The organism is Paenibacillus sp. ATY16, assembly GCF_003399985.2.
In the GTDB taxonomy this organism is placed as follows: Bacteria; Bacillota; Bacilli; order Paenibacillales; family Paenibacillaceae; genus Pristimantibacillus; species Pristimantibacillus glycanilyticus.
Window position 1 is genome coordinate 245468 of record NZ_NMOK02000022.1, and the last position, 17737, is coordinate 263204.

The 17737-nt window shown below is 51.1% G+C and carries 14 protein-coding genes; 3 read left to right on the forward strand and 11 right to left on the reverse strand.

The annotated features are described in order from the left end of the window. Window positions 1-36: 36 nt before the first annotated feature. Window positions 37-1371 carry a response regulator gene (locus CFI03_RS12795; RefSeq protein WP_116393931.1) on the reverse strand — a complete coding sequence of 445 codons (1335 nt, stop codon included), beginning with the start codon at window positions 1369-1371 and terminating at the stop codon, window positions 37-39. Next, complete coding sequence (locus tag CFI03_RS12800; protein WP_116393932.1) at window positions 1364-3169, reverse strand: cache domain-containing sensor histidine kinase; 1806 nt, start codon at window positions 3167-3169, stop codon at window positions 1364-1366. Before CFI03_RS12800 ends, CFI03_RS12795 begins: the two co-directional genes overlap by 8 nt. Before the next feature lie 347 nt (window positions 3170-3516). Here CFI03_RS12800 and CFI03_RS12805 point away from each other — a divergent pair, with 347 nt between their 5' ends. Next, window positions 3517-4119 carry a DJ-1/PfpI family protein gene (locus CFI03_RS12805; RefSeq protein WP_116393933.1) on the forward strand — a complete coding sequence of 201 codons (603 nt, stop codon included), beginning with the start codon at window positions 3517-3519 and terminating at the stop codon, window positions 4117-4119. 73 nt (window positions 4120-4192) lie between these two features. Here the strand turns inward: CFI03_RS12805 and CFI03_RS12810 are convergent, their stop codons facing one another. Further along, a complete protein-coding gene (locus tag CFI03_RS12810; protein ID WP_116393934.1) occupies window positions 4193-5029 on the reverse strand; it encodes an AraC family transcriptional regulator in 837 nt (278 codons plus the stop codon). Window positions 5030-5176: 147 nt separating this feature from the next. Here CFI03_RS12810 and CFI03_RS12815 point away from each other — a divergent pair, with 147 nt between their 5' ends. After that, the gene (locus tag CFI03_RS12815; RefSeq protein WP_116393935.1) at window positions 5177-5692 is read left to right on the forward strand and encodes a hypothetical protein; all 516 of its coding nucleotides are present in this window, start codon (window positions 5177-5179) and stop codon (window positions 5690-5692) included. 36 nt (window positions 5693-5728) lie between these two features. Next, window positions 5729-6922 (forward strand): MFS transporter, encoded by a 1194-nt coding sequence (locus CFI03_RS12820; RefSeq protein WP_116393936.1) that lies wholly within the window; start codon window positions 5729-5731, stop codon window positions 6920-6922. A gap of 50 nt (window positions 6923-6972) precedes the next feature. Here the strand turns inward: CFI03_RS12820 and CFI03_RS12825 are convergent, their stop codons facing one another. The 8 genes from CFI03_RS12825 to CFI03_RS12860 form a co-directional block, all read right to left on the reverse strand. Further along, window positions 6973-7680 carry a DNA alkylation repair protein gene (locus tag CFI03_RS12825; RefSeq protein ID WP_116393937.1) on the reverse strand — a complete coding sequence of 236 codons (708 nt, stop codon included), beginning with the start codon at window positions 7678-7680 and terminating at the stop codon, window positions 6973-6975. A 119-nt stretch (window positions 7681-7799) separates the two neighbouring features. Then, window positions 7800-8924 carry an NADH-dependent flavin oxidoreductase gene (locus tag CFI03_RS12830; RefSeq protein ID WP_116393938.1) on the reverse strand — a complete coding sequence of 375 codons (1125 nt, stop codon included), beginning with the start codon at window positions 8922-8924 and terminating at the stop codon, window positions 7800-7802. 204 nt (window positions 8925-9128) lie between these two features. Continuing rightward, window positions 9129-10700 carry a glycoside hydrolase family 43 protein gene (locus CFI03_RS12835; RefSeq protein WP_116393939.1) on the reverse strand — a complete coding sequence of 524 codons (1572 nt, stop codon included), beginning with the start codon at window positions 10698-10700 and terminating at the stop codon, window positions 9129-9131. Between the two features lie 74 nt (window positions 10701-10774). Further along, complete coding sequence (locus tag CFI03_RS12840) at window positions 10775-11782, reverse strand: endo-1,4-beta-xylanase (RefSeq protein WP_116393976.1); 1008 nt, start codon at window positions 11780-11782, stop codon at window positions 10775-10777. A 27-nt stretch (window positions 11783-11809) separates the two neighbouring features. After that, window positions 11810-13873 (reverse strand): alpha-glucuronidase family glycosyl hydrolase, encoded by a 2064-nt coding sequence (locus CFI03_RS12845; RefSeq protein WP_116393940.1) that lies wholly within the window; start codon window positions 13871-13873, stop codon window positions 11810-11812. Window positions 13874-13976: 103 nt separating this feature from the next. Continuing rightward, entirely contained in the window at window positions 13977-14897 is a 921-nt protein-coding gene (locus CFI03_RS12850) for a carbohydrate ABC transporter permease (protein WP_116393941.1), read from the reverse strand. A 39-nt stretch (window positions 14898-14936) separates the two neighbouring features. Beyond that, complete coding sequence (locus CFI03_RS12855) at window positions 14937-15839, reverse strand: ABC transporter permease (protein ID WP_283094518.1); 903 nt, start codon at window positions 15837-15839, stop codon at window positions 14937-14939. Between the two features lie 158 nt (window positions 15840-15997). Next, window positions 15998-17710: an ABC transporter substrate-binding protein gene (locus CFI03_RS12860; RefSeq protein ID WP_116393943.1), complete on the reverse strand. Its 1713-nt coding sequence runs from the start codon at window positions 17708-17710 to the stop codon at window positions 15998-16000. Window positions 17711-17737: the final 27 nt, after the last annotated feature.

The window sequence follows — 17737 nt, forward strand, 5'->3', positions numbered from 1 at the left end:
AGGTAATGTGCGTATCCAAGGCAATGATGAGTAATTCTACTTCTTTAGCTCGCTCGGACTCATGCCGTAATACTTTTTAAAAATTTTGCTGAAATGCTCCGGCGATTCGTACCCCACCTTCTCCGAAATCTCGTAACGTCTCATGTCCGTATGAAGAAGAAGCCGCTTGCTCTCCTCCATCCGCAGCTTAACGACGTATTCCCACAGGTTATAACCCGTCTCCTTCTTGAACAGATAGCTGAGGTAGTTCGGGCTGACATGGTTGTTCTGCGCGACTTCATGCAGGGTTAAGCCCTTCTGCGCGAAATTCTGGTTAATGTACTCCATCGCTTTCTCGACAATCAGGCTGGTCTGGGCGGTGAACTCTTCTTCGGTTGGGCGCTGGGAATATTGGTTCCAGTTGAAATCCCCGTAATAGAACACATAGTGGTCCTTATGGCGGTCATTGCAGCTGAGCGCTTTGATCACCTGATCGTGAAGCACGTCAATAAATTCGATCCCCTTCAGAATCTGGCTGATTCCGATTACGCTTGTGATTCCCAGAAACTTCTGGATGTTGAAATGCAGGCTGCGGCCGATCATATCCAGCTCGTTCATAATGCCGGAAGATGCCGTCTCCCCATACAACGTCTCATTCCATTGCAAAATAATATTGATTTCCCGCTCCGAAGCGTAAAAGGCGGTATTATTCCAATGCTCGTCAAAGAGCTCGTTTACGATATTAAGCGCGGCATAACGGAGCAGTCTTTCATCCGTCTTCGATAACTCGCGGTTACGGTCCGCAAGATTAAGCCGGATGCGGATCATGGAGAAATAAGGACCCTCGAGCCGGATCCCGTGCTTCTCCTTCAAAATTCGAACGATATCCTGTACTTTAAGCGATGGCTGACTGCTCACGAGTTGATTAAGCCAATCCACGGATTGCGGATTCAGCTCATCCATATGGAAATGCTCCTGCATGCCCGCGATCAGCTCCTCTTGTTCGGCGGGTTCGGGCTTATGGAGCTTTAGCAATACGTTGCGCACGGAATCCAAAAACTGCTCGTTGTTCAGCGGCTTGATCAAATAGTCCTTAGCTCCGAGACGGATCGCCATCTGGGCATAATGAAACGTCTCGTGGGCCGAAATAATAATCGTCTGCACCCATGGCTTAATTAATTTCGCCTGCTGCATCAGCTCGATGCCGTTCATCGTCCCCATCTGAATATCGGTAACGAGCAGATCAATATCGTCGGTCCGCAGGACGTCAAGCGCCTCGTAACCGTTATGAGCCATGTGAATGGCGGAAATATCAATGCCGGAAGAAGCCAGTACGCTGCTTAGACCTTTGCAAATAAGCGGTTCGTCGTCCACCACCAGTATGTTATACATCGCCTAGTTCCTTCCTTTCGCCGACTGCCGGAAGCTGGATCGTAACGATCGTTCCGCCGCCGTTTCTTTTTTTGTACTGAATGCCGTAGACATTGCCGAAATGCAGCTGAAGCCGCTGATGGATGTTTTTGACGCCGTATCCGGAGGACGATTGTGCGGCCGGTTCGTTCAGCAGAGACTCAATCGCTTTATGATCCACCTCTTTATAACCGTTGTCCTCCACGCGGATCAGCAGCTTGTCGCCTTCGTATTCCGCGTTAATATGAATCTCGCCGTCTTCCCCCATGTTCTTGACGCCGTGGATGATAGCATTCTCGATCAACGGCTGCAGCGTTACCTTCGGAATGAGATGATTCATCATCTCCTCCGGTACCGCCCAGATGACCCGGAAGTCATAGTCGTAACGCTTCTGCTGCAGCTTCACGTAAGCAGCCGCATGCTCCAGCTCCTCCGCCAGCGTAATCAGCTCCCGGCCGCGGCTTAAGCTGATCTTCATCAGCTTCGACAGCTCCTTGATCATTTCCGCCGATTCGGAATTGCCTTCGAGCGAGCTTTTCCAATAAATGCTTTCAAGCGTGTTGTAGAGTAGATGAGGATTAATCTGTTGATACAAAATTTGAAGCTGGCTTTCCCGCTGCTTGATCTCCATCTGGTATTTGTCGTGAATAAGTCCATTAAGCCGGCGGGCCATATCGTACAGAGCTCCAATCAATACTCCCACCTCGTCGTTTCTGCCTTTGCCAGGCGTCTCCGGCACTCTCTTGCCAGGCTCGTAACGGCGGACAAACGTTGCCAGTCTCTGCAAAGGCGTCATTAGCGAACGCCAGAAATAGAAAATGACGATACACCCGAACAGGATGTAAGCCACCGATATCAGCTGGATAACCCGCTTCACTTCATTTTGCTGCTGTAGGAGCGATTTGATCGGGATTTTGTAGATCAGCCGCTGCTGCAGCAGCTCGTTGTCGCTGGCCATATAAATGTACTCCGAGGTCATAATCGGTTTATTCAGGCTTTCCGCTTCGCCGGAAGCGGTTACAGGAAGCTCAACCGTGGAGCCCATCGTCTTCGGACTTGTGGAGGCCAGAATATAATTCTGCTTATCCGTGAAAAAGATTTCTCCGCCGGGCAAGGATACCGACTGCATGGATTCGGCAAGCTTCTTATCCATGTTGGTTGCGATGAGCACGCCGATGACGCTGTGCCCCTGACTAACGGTATTTACCGCCCGGATATAAGCCAAAGTACGTTTCTTGACGAGCATATCGTTATTTTCGATAATCTCCATAAAGCCTTGACCCTTCAGCCCTACCGCTTTATCAAACCATTTCGGCTTATTGGCGTCGGAGAAGAAATATACGCCGCTCTGGATCATCTGAACTTTAGGCGCAAAAAAATAATAGTTATTAGGATCATAGATATACAGGCTGTAATAAACAGCCTCCCCGCCGTTTAAGGCGGTTGAATAGCCTGCCAGCAAAGCATCCATTTTCTCGTATTTCCGGACGCGTTCAATGACGGTTTCATCGTCATCGGGGACTAGCTGCTGAGCCGTGGGGTTCTGGATAATCGTCGTTGTGATTTTGTTGACGGTATCGATATCCCGGTCGATCAGCGTATGGTTCTGTTTGTTCAGTTCAGCGTAGGCATTCGTTACGTGGCGTTTGAGTATCTGTTCGGCCTCCGAATTTCCGTAGCTGTGAAGAATGAATATCGGGCTGACCATAAGCAGGAACAAGAGCAGCAGCTGCTGCTTCACGCTTAGCTTGGTCATTGGATTGGAAAAGCCCGTTCTCATGATGACGCACCCCCAGCTTCCTTCCTTTAAATATAGCAAATATGCAATTCGGCAGTATGGCTATTCTTATTTATTGTATAGGTAATTTCACGCACTTCAAGCTTTGATTCTAGTAGAAACGAACGATTTTTCGAGACAAGAAAAGGAAAATATTGACTGTCCCAATAGTGAAGGGCATAATAGCTGTGTATTCATCATCACGATTCTTTAAGCGAATGCTTGCGAAGTAAGAATTGCTTCACCATTCTTTAAGCCCATGCTTTCGAAGTAAGAATTGCTTCACAATTCTTTTAAGCCCATGCTTTCGAAGTAAGAATTGCTTCACAATTCTTTTAAGGAGTGATCCTATGTCGAACAAAGTGCTTATCGTGACTGGCGATGCCGCGGAAGTGTTGGAAGTGTATTATCCTTATTACCGACTGCTGGAGGAAGGCTACGAGGCTGTTATCGCTTCCCCGACGCAAAAAACCTTACATACCGTCTGCCATGACTTTATCGAGGGCTGGGACACGTATACGGAAAAGCCGGCTCATCAGCTGCAGTCCCATTTGGGCTTCGCCGATGTTGACCCTTCCGAATACGCTGCGATTATTATTCCCGGGGGAAGAGCGCCGGAATATATTCGCGGCAACGCGGAGCTGCCTCGCATTCTGCAGCATTTTATCGATGCCGACAAGCCGATTGGCGCGATCTGCCATGGGGCGCAGGTATTCCTGTCGCTGCCCGATTACAGCTATTTCAACGGCCGTACCATGACGGCTTACAACGCTTCGCGCCTTGAAGTTGAGCGCCTTGGCGCCTGCTATGCGGACGAAACGCTTCATGTGGACGGCAAGCTTGTAACCGGCCATGCCTGGCCGGATCTTCCCGGCTTTATGCGCGAGTTCCTGAAGCTTGTCCGCGAGGATGCCGCAACAACCGAAGCAGACGCAGAAGCTCTGACATCATAATTGCAAATACGCACAAGCGGCAGCTTAATGGCTAAATGGCCATAAGCTGCCGCTTTTTTGCTTGGAAAGCTTTTTAGCGGGGAAACAAATTTTGCTGATTGCTCTCCCGGAACCGGTTGGGCGACAAACCCGTGACCCGGCGGAAAATAATCGAAAAATAATTCGGATTGTCGTAGCCGAGAAGCTTCGCCACTTCCCATACCTTCATCTCCGTTGTGACGAGCAGCCTGGTCGCCTCTCCAATCCGGCGGTGAATGGCATAGTTAATCGGGGAAATCCGATAATGATCTTTAAATACATGGGAAATATAATAAGGATTCACGTGGAATTGCCGCCCCAAATCTTTGAGGCTTATATTTTGCGTATAATTCCTGTCGATATAATCCTTGATCTGCTCAGCCAGTCCGGTATTGGATTCCTGCTTAATTTGCTGCTGATTCCTTACCGCTCTTCTGAGCAGCAAAATAACGGAATTAATCAAATAACGGCTGATCCCCTCGTATCCTTCTTCCTTGATGGAGGATTCATCAACAATCATCCTCATCAAAGCCTCAATTTCCGAAAACGCGCGGCTGGACCGGATCACGGGCTCGACGCCAGGCGGGATGACCCAATCCTCGGAAGGGCTTGCCTTAGGCAGCGAAAATCCGCAGTAATAAGTGATTAACGGATTATCGATTAAGGACTGCTCTTCATGCAGAACCCCTTTATTGTAGACCAGAATGTCTCCCCCGCTTACGCTATACGATTGTCCTCCAATCGTAAACATCCCTTCGCCGCCGCATACGACGATAATTTCATGCAAATCATCATGCTTATGGCTCGGAAAATTCCAGTTGGGCGTATCGCTTACTTTTCCGGCGTACAGCAGATGACTTTGTATTTCCTCTCCGGCAGCGGAAGCCGTCATCCCTACTCCCTCTTTTCCAAATATCTTTTATCTATACAGCAAGATATATCACATCGCAAACATATCCGGCAAGATGCTTCATTGCCGCTGCTTGAGCCTTCCATTAAGCTTTGACTGTAGGAAAGAGAGCCAAAATGAGGTGAGGGTATGCGCGAGATGGAATGCTGGAAGCAGTATGGCTTTGCTTTATTCCCAAGGGCAGTAACGCATTTTTATGCGCTGCGTTATCTTCTGTGGGTGAAGGAGCTTCCCTTTGACCAGCCTTACGACATCCATCATCAATATTTATGGGATATACGTATGCATGAGCCTGTTTACGAGGCCTTTAGCGAGATACTCGGGACGACCGCGCTTTGGGCGCATCTGTGCCCTGGCGAACCCGCGACCGTCAAAGGCGGAATATGCTTGCAGCAATCGGTTCAGGTACCGGTAAAGCAATGGAGCATTGCAAATATCGGCGATTTATTTATATACAACGCGGAAGAATGCCGTATTGACCTGGATGCCATGCCGGATTACAGCTGGCTTCCGATGACTTACTTCCCGGCAGCTCCCGATAACCGGTCCCTGCTGAAGGAAAGGCTGCGCAGCTGGAAAGCTAGTCCCAATCAAGCTTATCTGTCAGCAAGAGGCAATAAGCTTCTTGGCTTCGAGCGTTGGTAGAAGACATACAAGCAATAAACCTGGAGGATCTTCAACATGAAAAAAGAAAACCTGCTTATCTTTACCTTTACCCTGCTGGCCTTTATCTTGGGCACGACCGAATATGTAATCGTTGGTTTGCTGACACCAATTGCGAGCAGCCTTGGCGTCTCCGTTGCGCAGACCGGCATTATGGTCTCCGGCTTTGCGATTGCTTATGCGGCCGGAACGCCCTTTGTTATGATGGCCGCCGGTTTCTTCACGAAACGCCGCGCCTTGCTGATAGGTGCTTCATTGGTTGTTTTGTTTACGATGGGAAGCGCATTGTCCTTCTCTTATCCGCTATTGTTCCTTACCCGAATGGCAACGGCTGTCTTCTGCGGGCTTAGCGTTTCTCTCGCCGTCTCCATCTGTACGGATTACGTGTCGCCTGAGCGGAGAGGGCTTGCGCTTTCCTACATTATCGGCGGATTCACCATTGCCAACGTGCTGGGTGTTCCGATCGGCACCTTCGTAGGCCTGCATTTCGAATGGCCTGCCGCCTTCTGGCTGGTTGCGGCTTGCGGGATTATAAGTATTCTGCTTCTGTACCGAATCGTACCGAGAAATTTGCCGGCGGTGCAAAGCTCGCTCAAAAACCAGCTCCGCCTGATGACTAACCCTAGAGTGCTGCTTGCCTTCTTTATCCCGATTATCGGGGTCGCGGCCATATTCGTCATCTACACTTATATTAATCCGCTTATGCTGGAAGTTATGCATATCTCGGAAGGACGAACCAGCACCATCCTGCTCGTATACGGAGCCGTGACCATTCTCAGCAACATCCTAGGCGGCAAAATCGCAAGCGGCACTTACATGGCAAAGCTGAAAACGCTGTTCCTGGTTCATGCCGTTGTTTACGTCATCTTTGGTTTCACCTTATCGTTCACTTGGCTTGGCATCGTCAGCTTGATGGCTATCGCTCTCATTTCGTTCTCAATCAATGCGGCATGCCAGCTGTACTTCATCCATCTGACCGAACGATATGTGCCCGAAGCCAAGGATTTCGCCTCTTCCCTGCTGCCAATCAGCGCCAATATCGGGATTGCGGTTGGCTCCTCGGTCGGCGCCTTCGTAACCGACCATTATGGTCTGCGTTATCTTCCGTGGGCAGCGGCCGTGCTTGCCTTGCTTGCATTTACCGCAACGGCCTACAGCTATAATCTCGATCGTTCAGCCCAAAAAGCAGCCCTGCAACAGGCCGCCGGATAAACGAAGGAATGAAAGGCTGCTCCACCGTCTGGTGGGGCAGCCTTTATCATTTAACAAATACAAGTCTTTTTCTTGATGCCGAGCTTTCCTCTCGCTTCTACCTTGGCGATATAGTCGGAGGCGAGCGGAACCTTGCAGGCGGTATCGCCTACATCGACTTTTACGGCGCCAATCGCCTCCGCAACGGCTTTGGCCTCCTCCGTCAAGGGCGCGACGTAAGAAGCTACGCAAATAACAAACGTATTCATCGTATACCGTACGCGGTTCCGCTCCTCATGGACGCTCTTCCGCACCTGCTCCAAAAGCCTGCGGAGTTCCGTCAAATCGAGTTCCTCATCCGGAGCGATCGTCACGTAATTCGCATAAGCGCTCCACCCCGCTACCGCAACCATCTCTTCCGGGGACTGTAACCATTCCAACGCAAGCTCCCGCGCGAAAGGACTCTCCGCCGTAACATTCGCTACCGTATATTCCGCAAGCGAATACCAATAAGCCTGCTTCACCCAATGCCGAAGCCTCTCTTTGGCGATCGTTTTCGGATTAACGGCCAGTCCCGCCAAATACATGGCATCATGATTGCCGGAGTCGTACAGCTTGTACACCAGCTCCTGGTCTTTCTTCACCTCTTTGACCAGCTTCTTCATGTCGCCGATCTTTACGCCAAAAAACGGCTCCTTCGCACCATGCCGCACATAAGTGCTCTTGGTCTGCTCGCTTCCCATTCCCTCTAACGCCCGCAATACTTCATCAAAGGTCATTGCTTGGCCTCCAATTATGCTCTTATGGATTCGAGTATACCTTTGCCGCCTATTTTATGCAAAACAAAAAGGACTGACAATCAGCGCACCTGGCGCCACATTGTCAGCCCTCATTTATATTAATCGGTAAATGACAGCCAGCCTTCTCTTGCCGTCAGCATGCGCCATAAACCGTCGGGAATTACAAGCTTCTTCTGCGAGCTTAAGCTTAAGCGGGACTGAATCTCATCTTCGCGTCCTTCTTCAACCTTCCGTACCCAATCCGGATCCGTCAGAAGCACGCGGCCGATGGCAACAAGCGGAATACCCGTTTGCTGAGCTTCGATGGCGTCATCCGCCGAATGAATCGACCCTACGCCGATAACCGGTACGCGGCCGGCTACACGCTCCGCGATCCATTCCAGTCTTGTTTTGCTATCATCCGCGCCGCGCGCCGGCTTGGAACGGAAATCGAACAAGGAGACATGGAGGTAATCCAAATCCTTCTGCGCAAGCTCATCCAACAGGCGGAAGGTGTCCTCCATCGTAAGTCCCGGCGTCTCCGGTTCTTCCGGAGAGAATCGGTATCCGACCAAGAATGGCCCTTTGGCATGCTCAGCCGCAGCACGTTTCACTTCATCAACAACGGCGAGCGGGAATGTAAGTCTCCGGTCGATATCTCCGCCCCATTGATCGTTTCTGCGGTTGGAATGCGGAGAATAGAACTGCTGCAGCAGATAAGTGTTCGCGCCGTGAATTTCGACTCCGTCGAAGCCGGCAAGCGCCGCGCGGCGGGTCGTTTCGCCAAAATCGCGGATAATCGCTTCAATCTCTTCATGCTTCAGCTCGCGCGGAACAACATCCGGGCTTTCCGTCGCCGCAACGGCGCTTGCGCTAACCACATCGCCGTTCGGCACCAATGCCGGCGGTACACGACGGCCGCCATGGAAAATTTGGAGAATAGCTTTCGCGCCTTTGGCTTTAATCGTCTCTGCAAGACGAGTAAGCCCCGGAATCATAGCATCGCTGTCTCCGGCGAATTCCCCGGGAAATCCTTTGCCGTTTGGCGTGACATAAATACATGCCGTAATAACCATGCCTGCGCCTTCGGACCGGCGGGCGTAGTATTCCAGCTCCGCATCCGTTACCGTTCCATCGTCATTCGAGGATGAGTGCGTCATAGGCGCCATTACAATACGGTTCTTTACTTCCACGCCGCTTGGGAAAGTAAAGGATTCAAATAAAGGTTTGTATTTCTGTTCCAAAAACTCCACTCCTATCGTATTCTCTTTTTTCGCTCATTAACTGTAACAACTTTTGTTACTGTAATATTATTATATACAGTTACTGAAGTCAAGCAAATAATTGTCATTTTACACGCACTGATAGTCTGCTCATAAAAAAGAAGCTGCCGCATAAACAAAAAAAAGCGGTACAGAGCTTCCCGCTCTGCACCGCATAGTCTTCATTTACTCGTTAGCCGCAAGCGGGCGATACTCGAAATAATCGTAATAAGCTGGAGCCGAATGGCCTTCCTCCGTTCCCGCCGCATACATCCCGAGGCATACGCCCGTAAAAGCTCCGTCCGCATCCGGCGTCAAGGCTTCCGCCGGCAGGGCTCCCAAGCTGACCCACTCCGCGGACGCACCTCCCAAAGTATACAACAGCTCGTATTCCTTCCCGTCCGAACGGATCGATAGCCGGACGGGAACTTGCTCCTCAATTGGAGTAAAAGCTTCCATCCCGCTTCCTTGCGCCATTGCCGTTACAAGAATGCCGGTCTGTCCGTCTTTCTTCGTTATTCCTACCGAATAATAAGACTTGTCGCTCAGCCGGGCGGCAATCCCCGCTTGCTCGCCTTCTCTTCCCGGAGCAAAGCTCAGCCGGGTCTCGATGCTCATCCGGTGATGCTGCTGGCGGCGGCATACGAATACATGGGCTCCGCCGTCGCGAAGACCGTTGGCATTGCCGCGTAGTCTAAGGCAGCCTTCCCTCTCCGTTAACGACAGCTCCTCCTGTCCAGGGATCACTCGGTTATACATCCATTCGAGGCCAAGCCCTTCGGAGGTAAACTTGGTGGTCACGGGATTGTCCAAGCCGGCCGCGGAGTCTTTACTCTCCCGGATAGCCGGACCTTCCATCACCATTGCCGCATGACCTTCGTTATTGTCGATCATCGGCCAGCCGTCTTCACTCCAGCGAACGGGCGCAAGGAACGTCTCCCGGCCAAGCACGCTGCCCTTCCCGCCTTGCGGCCGGACGCCAAGAAACAACGCCCACCACCGGCCATGCACGTCATCGAGCAGCTCGACATGGCCGGTGTATTGAATCGGATGATCCTTTAACCCGTTATGCGTCAGAATCGGATGCGGCAGCATTTCGAACGGTCCGTAAGGAGAGGTGCCGCGGCCGATAATCTCCCTGTGCATCGGCCCCGTTCCGCCGGATGCGGTCATCATGTAATACAAGCCGTTTATTTTGTACAGATGCGGCCCTTCCACCCAAGGCCCTTCATCACCCTCAAATACGACAACCGGCTCCGATAATGCCTCGCCCGTCAGGATATCGATCTCGTATTGGATAATATGGGACGTCTCGCCAAAGCCGGCCTGCGCCGATACGTATACTTTGCCGTCATCGTCAAAAAACAGCGAAGGATCGATGTTGCCGTAAGGTATCCGAATCGGGTCGGACCATGGCCCTGCCGGATTCGTTGCGGTTACATAAAAATTGCCGATCCCGTACACATCCGTTGTAATCATGTAAAATACGCCATTATTATAACGGAGCGTAGGCGCGTAGATGCCCTCCGAGCTGTTGCGGCTCCGAAGATTCACCTGGCTTTCCCTGGTCAACACATGGCCAATCTGCTCCCAATGAACCAGATCCTTGCTGCGAAATACCGGAACACCCGGAAAATATTCAAAGGTGCTGGTCACCATGTAATAATCTTCGCCTACCCGAACAGCGCTTGGATCCGGATAAAAGCCCGGCAGTACCGGGTTCCGGTACGTGATCTTGCCCGTTAATGCGTGTGCCATGAATCGTTTTGCCCCGCTTCCGTTTATTGAGATAAGGAACGGAGTCCCGCGAAGGACTCCGTTCAAGTTCACGCTTATTTCTGCCAATCGGTTATTTTTCCGAACGATGCTTTCGGCTCGTGCTTGGCATCAAACACAAACGGCCAATTTTTCCGTCCGCGAACCGGGAAGTTATCCAGCCAGGTGTAATCGTCGGCCGCGCCCCAGAACGTAACGGCGGTAATCGCCTCTTTGTACTCGCGGAACAGCTCGAATACCTGCCCGTATCGTTCCGCCTGCCGCTCCAGCAAGTCTGCCGTAGGCTCCGTCAGATCCGTCCGCTTATCGTCATGATCGAATACCGAAATATCCAGCTCCGTGACCTGCAGCTTAAGCCCCGTTGCCGCGTAACGCTCGATGGCTTCCCGGATCTCGGCAAGGCTTGGACCGTTCAGATTCCAATGTCCTTGCAGGCCGATTCCGTGAATCGGCACTTGCTTAGCCTGCAGCGATTGAACGAGACGGATAATTTTATCCCGCTTCTCCGGGTTGCACTCGTTGTAGTCATTGTAGAAGAGAAGCGCTTTCGGGTCGGCGGCATGCGCATATTCGAAAGCTTTCGCGATAAAATCTTCTCCGGCCAGATTCAGCCATTTGGACTCCCGGAGCCAGACACCGCTTTTATCCTCAATCACTTCATTCACAACATCCCAGCAATAAACGATACCTTTATAGCGGCCAACAACGGTATCGATATGGCTTTTCATCCGGGCAAGCAGCGTTTCTCTATCGACTGGCGCCCCATTCGCGTTTTGGAATACCCAATCAGGGGTCTGATTGTGCCACACCAACGTATGCCCGCGCAGCTTCATGCCGTTTGCCGCCGCAAAGTCGGCGATCTTGTCCGCTGCTTCGAACGTATAAGCCTCTTCGGAAGGATGCACGCTCTCGAATTTCATATCATTCTCGGCGGTAACGCTGTTGTAGTGGGCAGTAAGAAGTTCCTTCTGGGATTCAATCGTCGTCAGATTAACCGCTGCCCCAATATCGAAATAATCCTTGTACACGGAACGAAGTGCCAATAGTTTTGAAATAGATGACATATTCTGCACCAACTCTTTCCTTCTAGATTAGTAAATCACCCGGTTACGGGCATCCGGAATGCCGGATTTGCGGAAGAAGTACGTATTAACGATATCTCGCCATTGCTTGGCATTCTCGAGCTGCCGGTTCATGCGGCCCGTTACATGGCGGAACCGGTCGCCGTCAACAAGTCCCTCGAGCTCCTGCCAGCGGCTAATCCAATATTCAACCCGCTCCACGCCGGCGAAATGCGTATCGTAAATATGCTGAATAACCGTCTTGCCCGATTTCAGCCGATGCGTGTAAGGAACATGATGGAAGAAGAGCAGCAGCTCATCCGGACAAGCTTCCAGGCTGTCGTAGATCTCGGCATTAGGCAGCGTATATTGGCTGCTGTAGCCGGTACCCGTCGCCACGGTACGGTCAACCCCAATTCCCTTATGGTCGGCAAAATGGTACGTTCCCCACTTGGAATATTCGTAGCCGTCAATATCCGGTCCGTAGTGGTAATGAGGCGTAACCATCCAGCCTACGCCTAGCGGCGCCGTATAATTCTCGTAAATGGACCACGATTCCAAGAGGAAGTTTACGAGAACCTCTTGAACGTCCTTATTGCCGCCAAACGTTTGGACGGCCCATTCCGCCGCTATCTCCTCCGAAGACAGCTCCGGATTCCAGATCAGGCGGCCGTAGCCGTACAAATTCGCCTGCGCGAGATGATGCCCGGTCCAGTTCTCGTCATTGCCGATATTGCTGACGGCCGTAATGCCGCTATGCGTATAGGCATGAACGCTGCCTGCCGCAATCTCCTTCACCGTGCTGCCCGCGCCTTTGACGTAAGTATCAAAGTTCAAGACTTCCTTCCACTGCGGAATGAGGAAGCAGACATCCTTCTGCTGGCCCGTATATTCCTGGGCAATCTGGAATTCCATCATCTGGTTGGTATGCTCCATCGCGCCAAAAAGCGGCGAGACCGGCTCGCGGACCTGGAAGTCCATCGGACCGTTCTTGATCTGCAAAATCACATTGTCCTTGAAACGCCCGTCCAGCGGCTTAAAATGATCGTAAGCGGCGCGCGCGCGGTCGGTTGAACGGTCGCGCCAGTCCTGGTGGCAGTTGTAGACGAAGCAGCGCCAGAGCACAAGTCCGCCGTACGGCTCCAATGCTTCGGCCAGCATGTTGGCCCCATCCGCATGATCGCGTCCGTAGGTAAACGGACCGGGACGATTCTCGGAATCGGCTTTCACCAGAAAGCCGCCAAAGTCCGGAATATAACGGAACACCTCGGCTGCTTTCTCCTTCCACCAGCCTCGCACGGCCGGATCAAGAGGATCGGCTGTTTCCAGACCGCCAATCTCAATCGTTCCGGCATAGTTCACGCTCAGGAACAGCTTTATGCCGTATTCGCCAAATACCTCGGCAATACGGGCAACATCCGGCAGAAGCTTCTCCATAATAAGGAATGTCTCCTCGCGGTGGACGTTGACGTTATTAATCGCGATGCCGTTAATTCCGACCGATGCCATCAGGCGGGCGTAATCGCGAATCCGTTCCGAATCGGCCAGCACGTTGTTATTATCGTAAAAGATCGAACGGCCGGAGTAACCGCGCTCCACGCTGCCGTCCATGTTATCCCAATGGTTAATCATGCGAAGGCTGTATTTCGGCGACTCGACCAGATTCAACTGATCAATCGCAGCCCCGGACTGCATCAGACGCAGCAGATGGAATACCGCGTACAGCACTGCTTTCTCGGACTTGCCGGCCGCGATGATATATTCCTTCTCCGCTTCCCGTACGGTTTTTAACAAGTATCCCTCATTCGTTAAAGCGGTTACACCGTCTGCCGCATCGTCTACCCAAGTGCCGCCGCCGAGTACCCCGAGCACGATAAACCGCTGCCGGGAAGGTTCATGCGTAACCGAAGGCGCTGCGCCCAGCATGGAGCGGATTCCCCGCGACAATTCCACGGCGGCCGTCTTCAGGACCCCTTCCATCGGCACTCCCGCGGGCAGCACGAGCTCACCCGTCCAGCCTGCGTATTGCTCCAAGCGCGTTTCATCCTTCACTTGCTCGTATCTTAGCCATGCCGCGTATCCGTTGTCTCCCATGCTTTAATCCCCCTATTAAGAATTGTCGTGCAAACAGCCAGAATTAGAAAAACGCGTCCGCCCGATGTAAAGTCGAGGGACGCGTGATTCAAGCGATAAGCGATTAACCTTTAACGCCGCCTACGGTCATCCCTTTAACAAAGTATTTCTGCAGGAACGGATATACCAGAATAATCGGCAGACTCGCAACAATCGTCATCGTCGCACGGATCGAGGTTGGCGTAACCGCTGTCACGCCGCTTTGTCCGGCTGCAAACTGATCGCCCGCATTGGTTGACGATGCCGCCGTATTGGAGGTTTGCAATATTTTCATCAACTCGTACTGCAAAGTGCTCAGGTTAAGATGCGAAGAGTTGTACAAAAATACGTCAAACCAGGAATTCCATTGATACACCGCTACGAAGAGCGATACGGTCGCAAGAGCAGGCACGGTCAGCGGCAGCACAATTCGCATAAAAGTAATGAATTCGCCCGCGCCGTCGATTTTCGCCGATTCCATAATGCCGTCCGGCAAGCCTTCGATAAAGGAACGGATAACGATCATATTAAAGACGCCGATGATGCCGGGGATAATATAAACCCAGAACGAGTTAATCATATGAAGCTCTTTGATCAGCAGGTACCCCGGAATGAGACCGCCGCTGAAATACATCGTGAAAATTGCGACCATCGTTACGAATTTGCGCAAAACAAACTCCTGGCGGCTGATTGTATAAGCCAGCATGGCCGTACAGAAGACGGAAGTAATCGTGCCAAGAATCGTACGCAAGGCGGAGATCAGCGTAGCGTGATAGATGGATGCTTCATTAAAGATGTAATTGTAGTTATCCCAGGTCCACATGCGGGGCCAAGCATAAATACCGCCGCGGATCGAGTCATTCGCATCGTTGAAGGACAACGCAAACATATTAAGGAAAGGATATAGCGTAACCGTCACGACGAGCAACATAAAAACTATATTACTTATATCAAAAATCTTATCCGGTAAAGAGCTGTACCTGGCTTTGGCCGAACTCTCTTTCATGTCGATAGCCTCCTTGCTTCGTCCAACTTTCGGGTCAATCTAGAACAGTCTGCTCTCGCCAAGCCGCTTCGCAATCGAGTTGGCCGACAAGAGGAAGATAAAGCTAACGACCGTTTTGAACATGCCGGCTGCGGTAGCCAAGGAATAGTTGCCCATGTTCATGCCGTATTTCAACACAAATATATCAAGGTTCTCGGAATAGTCCACGGTCATGCCGTTGCCCAGCAAATATTGCGGCTCAAATCCCGATTCCAAAATATTTCCAAGATTCATGATCAACAGGATAACGATAACCGACTTCAAGCCCGGTAAAGTAATATGCAGAATCCGCTGGAATCGGTTCGCCCCGTCAATCTCGGCAGCTTCGTATTGGGAAGGATCAATGGTTGTGATGGCCGCCAAATAGATAATGGTGTTCCAGCCGACGTTTTTCCAAACTTCCGATGCGCCAAGGATGCCCCAGAAGTAATTCCCTTTGCCCAGCCATAGGATAGGCTGATCAATCAGATGCATTTTCGTTAACAAGATATTAACGATGCCTTCAGGCGCAAGCGCCGAAGAAATAATATTGGCCGCAACGACCCAGGAAATAAAATGCGGTAAGTAGCTGATCGTCTGCACGACCCGCTTAAACATAACTTGGCGAAGCTCGTTTAATAAAATCGCCAATACTATGGCGGTAACAAAACCTAATACAAGATTGATTGAGCTCATAACGATCGTATTTCTTAACACGCGATAGAAGGAGTCGTCTTTGAACAGGAAATTGAAGTTTTTCCAGCCTACCCATTCCTGATCGAACAAATCCTTTGCCGGTCTGAACTTTTGAAAGGAAATGGTCCAGCCCCAGAGCGGTACGTACTTAAACAGGAACAGCCATAATACAAACGGCATCGACATAAATACGAGCACTTTTTGCTGCATTAATTTTTTGAAAAACAGTTGAAGCCGTGATTCGCTTGCTTTGGGACTCCTGACAACAGACGGTGTAACTTCTTGTATGTTCTCCACTTGCTCTTCCCCTCTCTAGCATCCTGCATGAATCCAATAGATCGGAAGGCCGGAATCAGCTTTCCGGCCTTCCGTCTACTTTTATTTGCTTACCACTTGCCCGCGACGCGGTCTTGAACTACTTTCGTTACGAAGGTTTCATAGCCTTTCACGTCAAGCTTGCCCATTTGGCCTACATAGTCGTTCCAGATCGAGTCGAACTCGCTTGGCTTCGCAAGAACGAGCTTCGGAATATATTTCTTTTGCAGGTCGCTCGATTTTTGCTGGAAGATTTGCTCCGGAGTGCCTTGACCTTTGTTGATACTCCAAGCTGGGTACCAAGCACGGTCATCCGGCTTGCCGAAGTATTCCGAGAACGTCTTCACGCCGTATGCATCCAGAAGCGCTTTGTCGCCGTCTGTGTAGCCTGCGTATGCTACTTCAGGCTGGTTGGATACTGCATACGAGTTTCCGTCAGCAAGGACAGAGTTGTTGCCGTAACGCGGCCAGCTGTATTCGAAATATTGCCAGCCGATCGAACGTTTCTTCTCAGGGTCATTGCGGTCAGCGATTTGCTGAGCGTCCATCACGTAACGGCCGTTAGCGTCCACTGTGTAGTTCTGGTCTTTAACGCCCCATTGAACGAGAATTTGGTTCTCTTCCTTGAGCAGATTGTCGAAGTACTTGATGATGCGTACAGGATCTTTCGCTTTTACCGAGATACCGATACCGCGGTTGTTAACAAAGCTAGGCGGATCTACGTATTGGTCTTTTGTATTCTCGTCAAATACGATTGGCAGCGGAGCGTAACGCTTCTCGTCGATGCCGGCTTTCATCAGGTTGTTTGTCGCGTCCCCAACCTGCCATGCATAGTTGAAGTAACCGAGTACGCGGCCGGAAGTCAGCTTAGCCAGGAATTGGTCCTTGTTCGCTGTAAAGGTCTCAGGATCGAACAAACCTTCAGAGTTTACTTCGTTCAGCTTTTGCAGCCATTTTTTCTCGATATCCGTAGCAGCGTAAGTTTTAGCTTCATGTGTGTTCATGTCGACGATTACATCGCCGTCGTTCGGGTAGCCTGCAAGGTGCATTGCAGGGTTTGTGATCGAGAAGAAGCTGTCGGCAGGGCCAGCAAGCGATGCGAAGCCGATGGTGCCCTTGCCGTCTACTTGCGGATGCTTCTCTTGGTATTGCTTGATCAGATCGAAGTATTGGTCAAGCGTCTTGACCTTCGGATATCCAGCTTCCTTCAGCACGGAGCGTTGAATCCAGAATGCGCCTTGGCTGATGCCCGGATCGCCGATGTAACCTTGGTTCGCGCCAAACGGCAAGAAGTACATTTTGCCGTCTGCTTGTCTGAATTTATCGAAATAAGGACCGTATACGCGCTTGATGTTTGGACCGTATTTGTCGATCAGGTCATCAAGAGGAATAAATGCGCCGGCGTCGAGCAGCTTGTCGATTTCGCCTTCCGGAACGATAACGTCCGGATAGTCGCCGCTTGCGATCATAACGCCGGATTTCGTTTGCGGGTCGCCAACGAGGAATTCCATTTTCCAATCTACGCCGGTCTGGTTTTGCAATTCTTTACCGATAACGGTATCGCTTGCAAGAGTATCTTTCTGGCTAGTAAAGCTGTAGTACGAGAAAGTGACGGGTGTTTTGTCATCCGCTTCTGGAGAAGCGGAATTGGAAGCTGCGTTGCCGTTGTTGCCGGTATTTCCGCCGCTGGCATTGCCGTTATCGTTATTGCCGCCGCAAGCGGATGCCGTAACAGCTAACATGGCAGCAGCCAGGCTGACAGTTAAAAGCTTTTTGTTAACCATTTCTGTTTAGACCCCTTTCGTCATTTC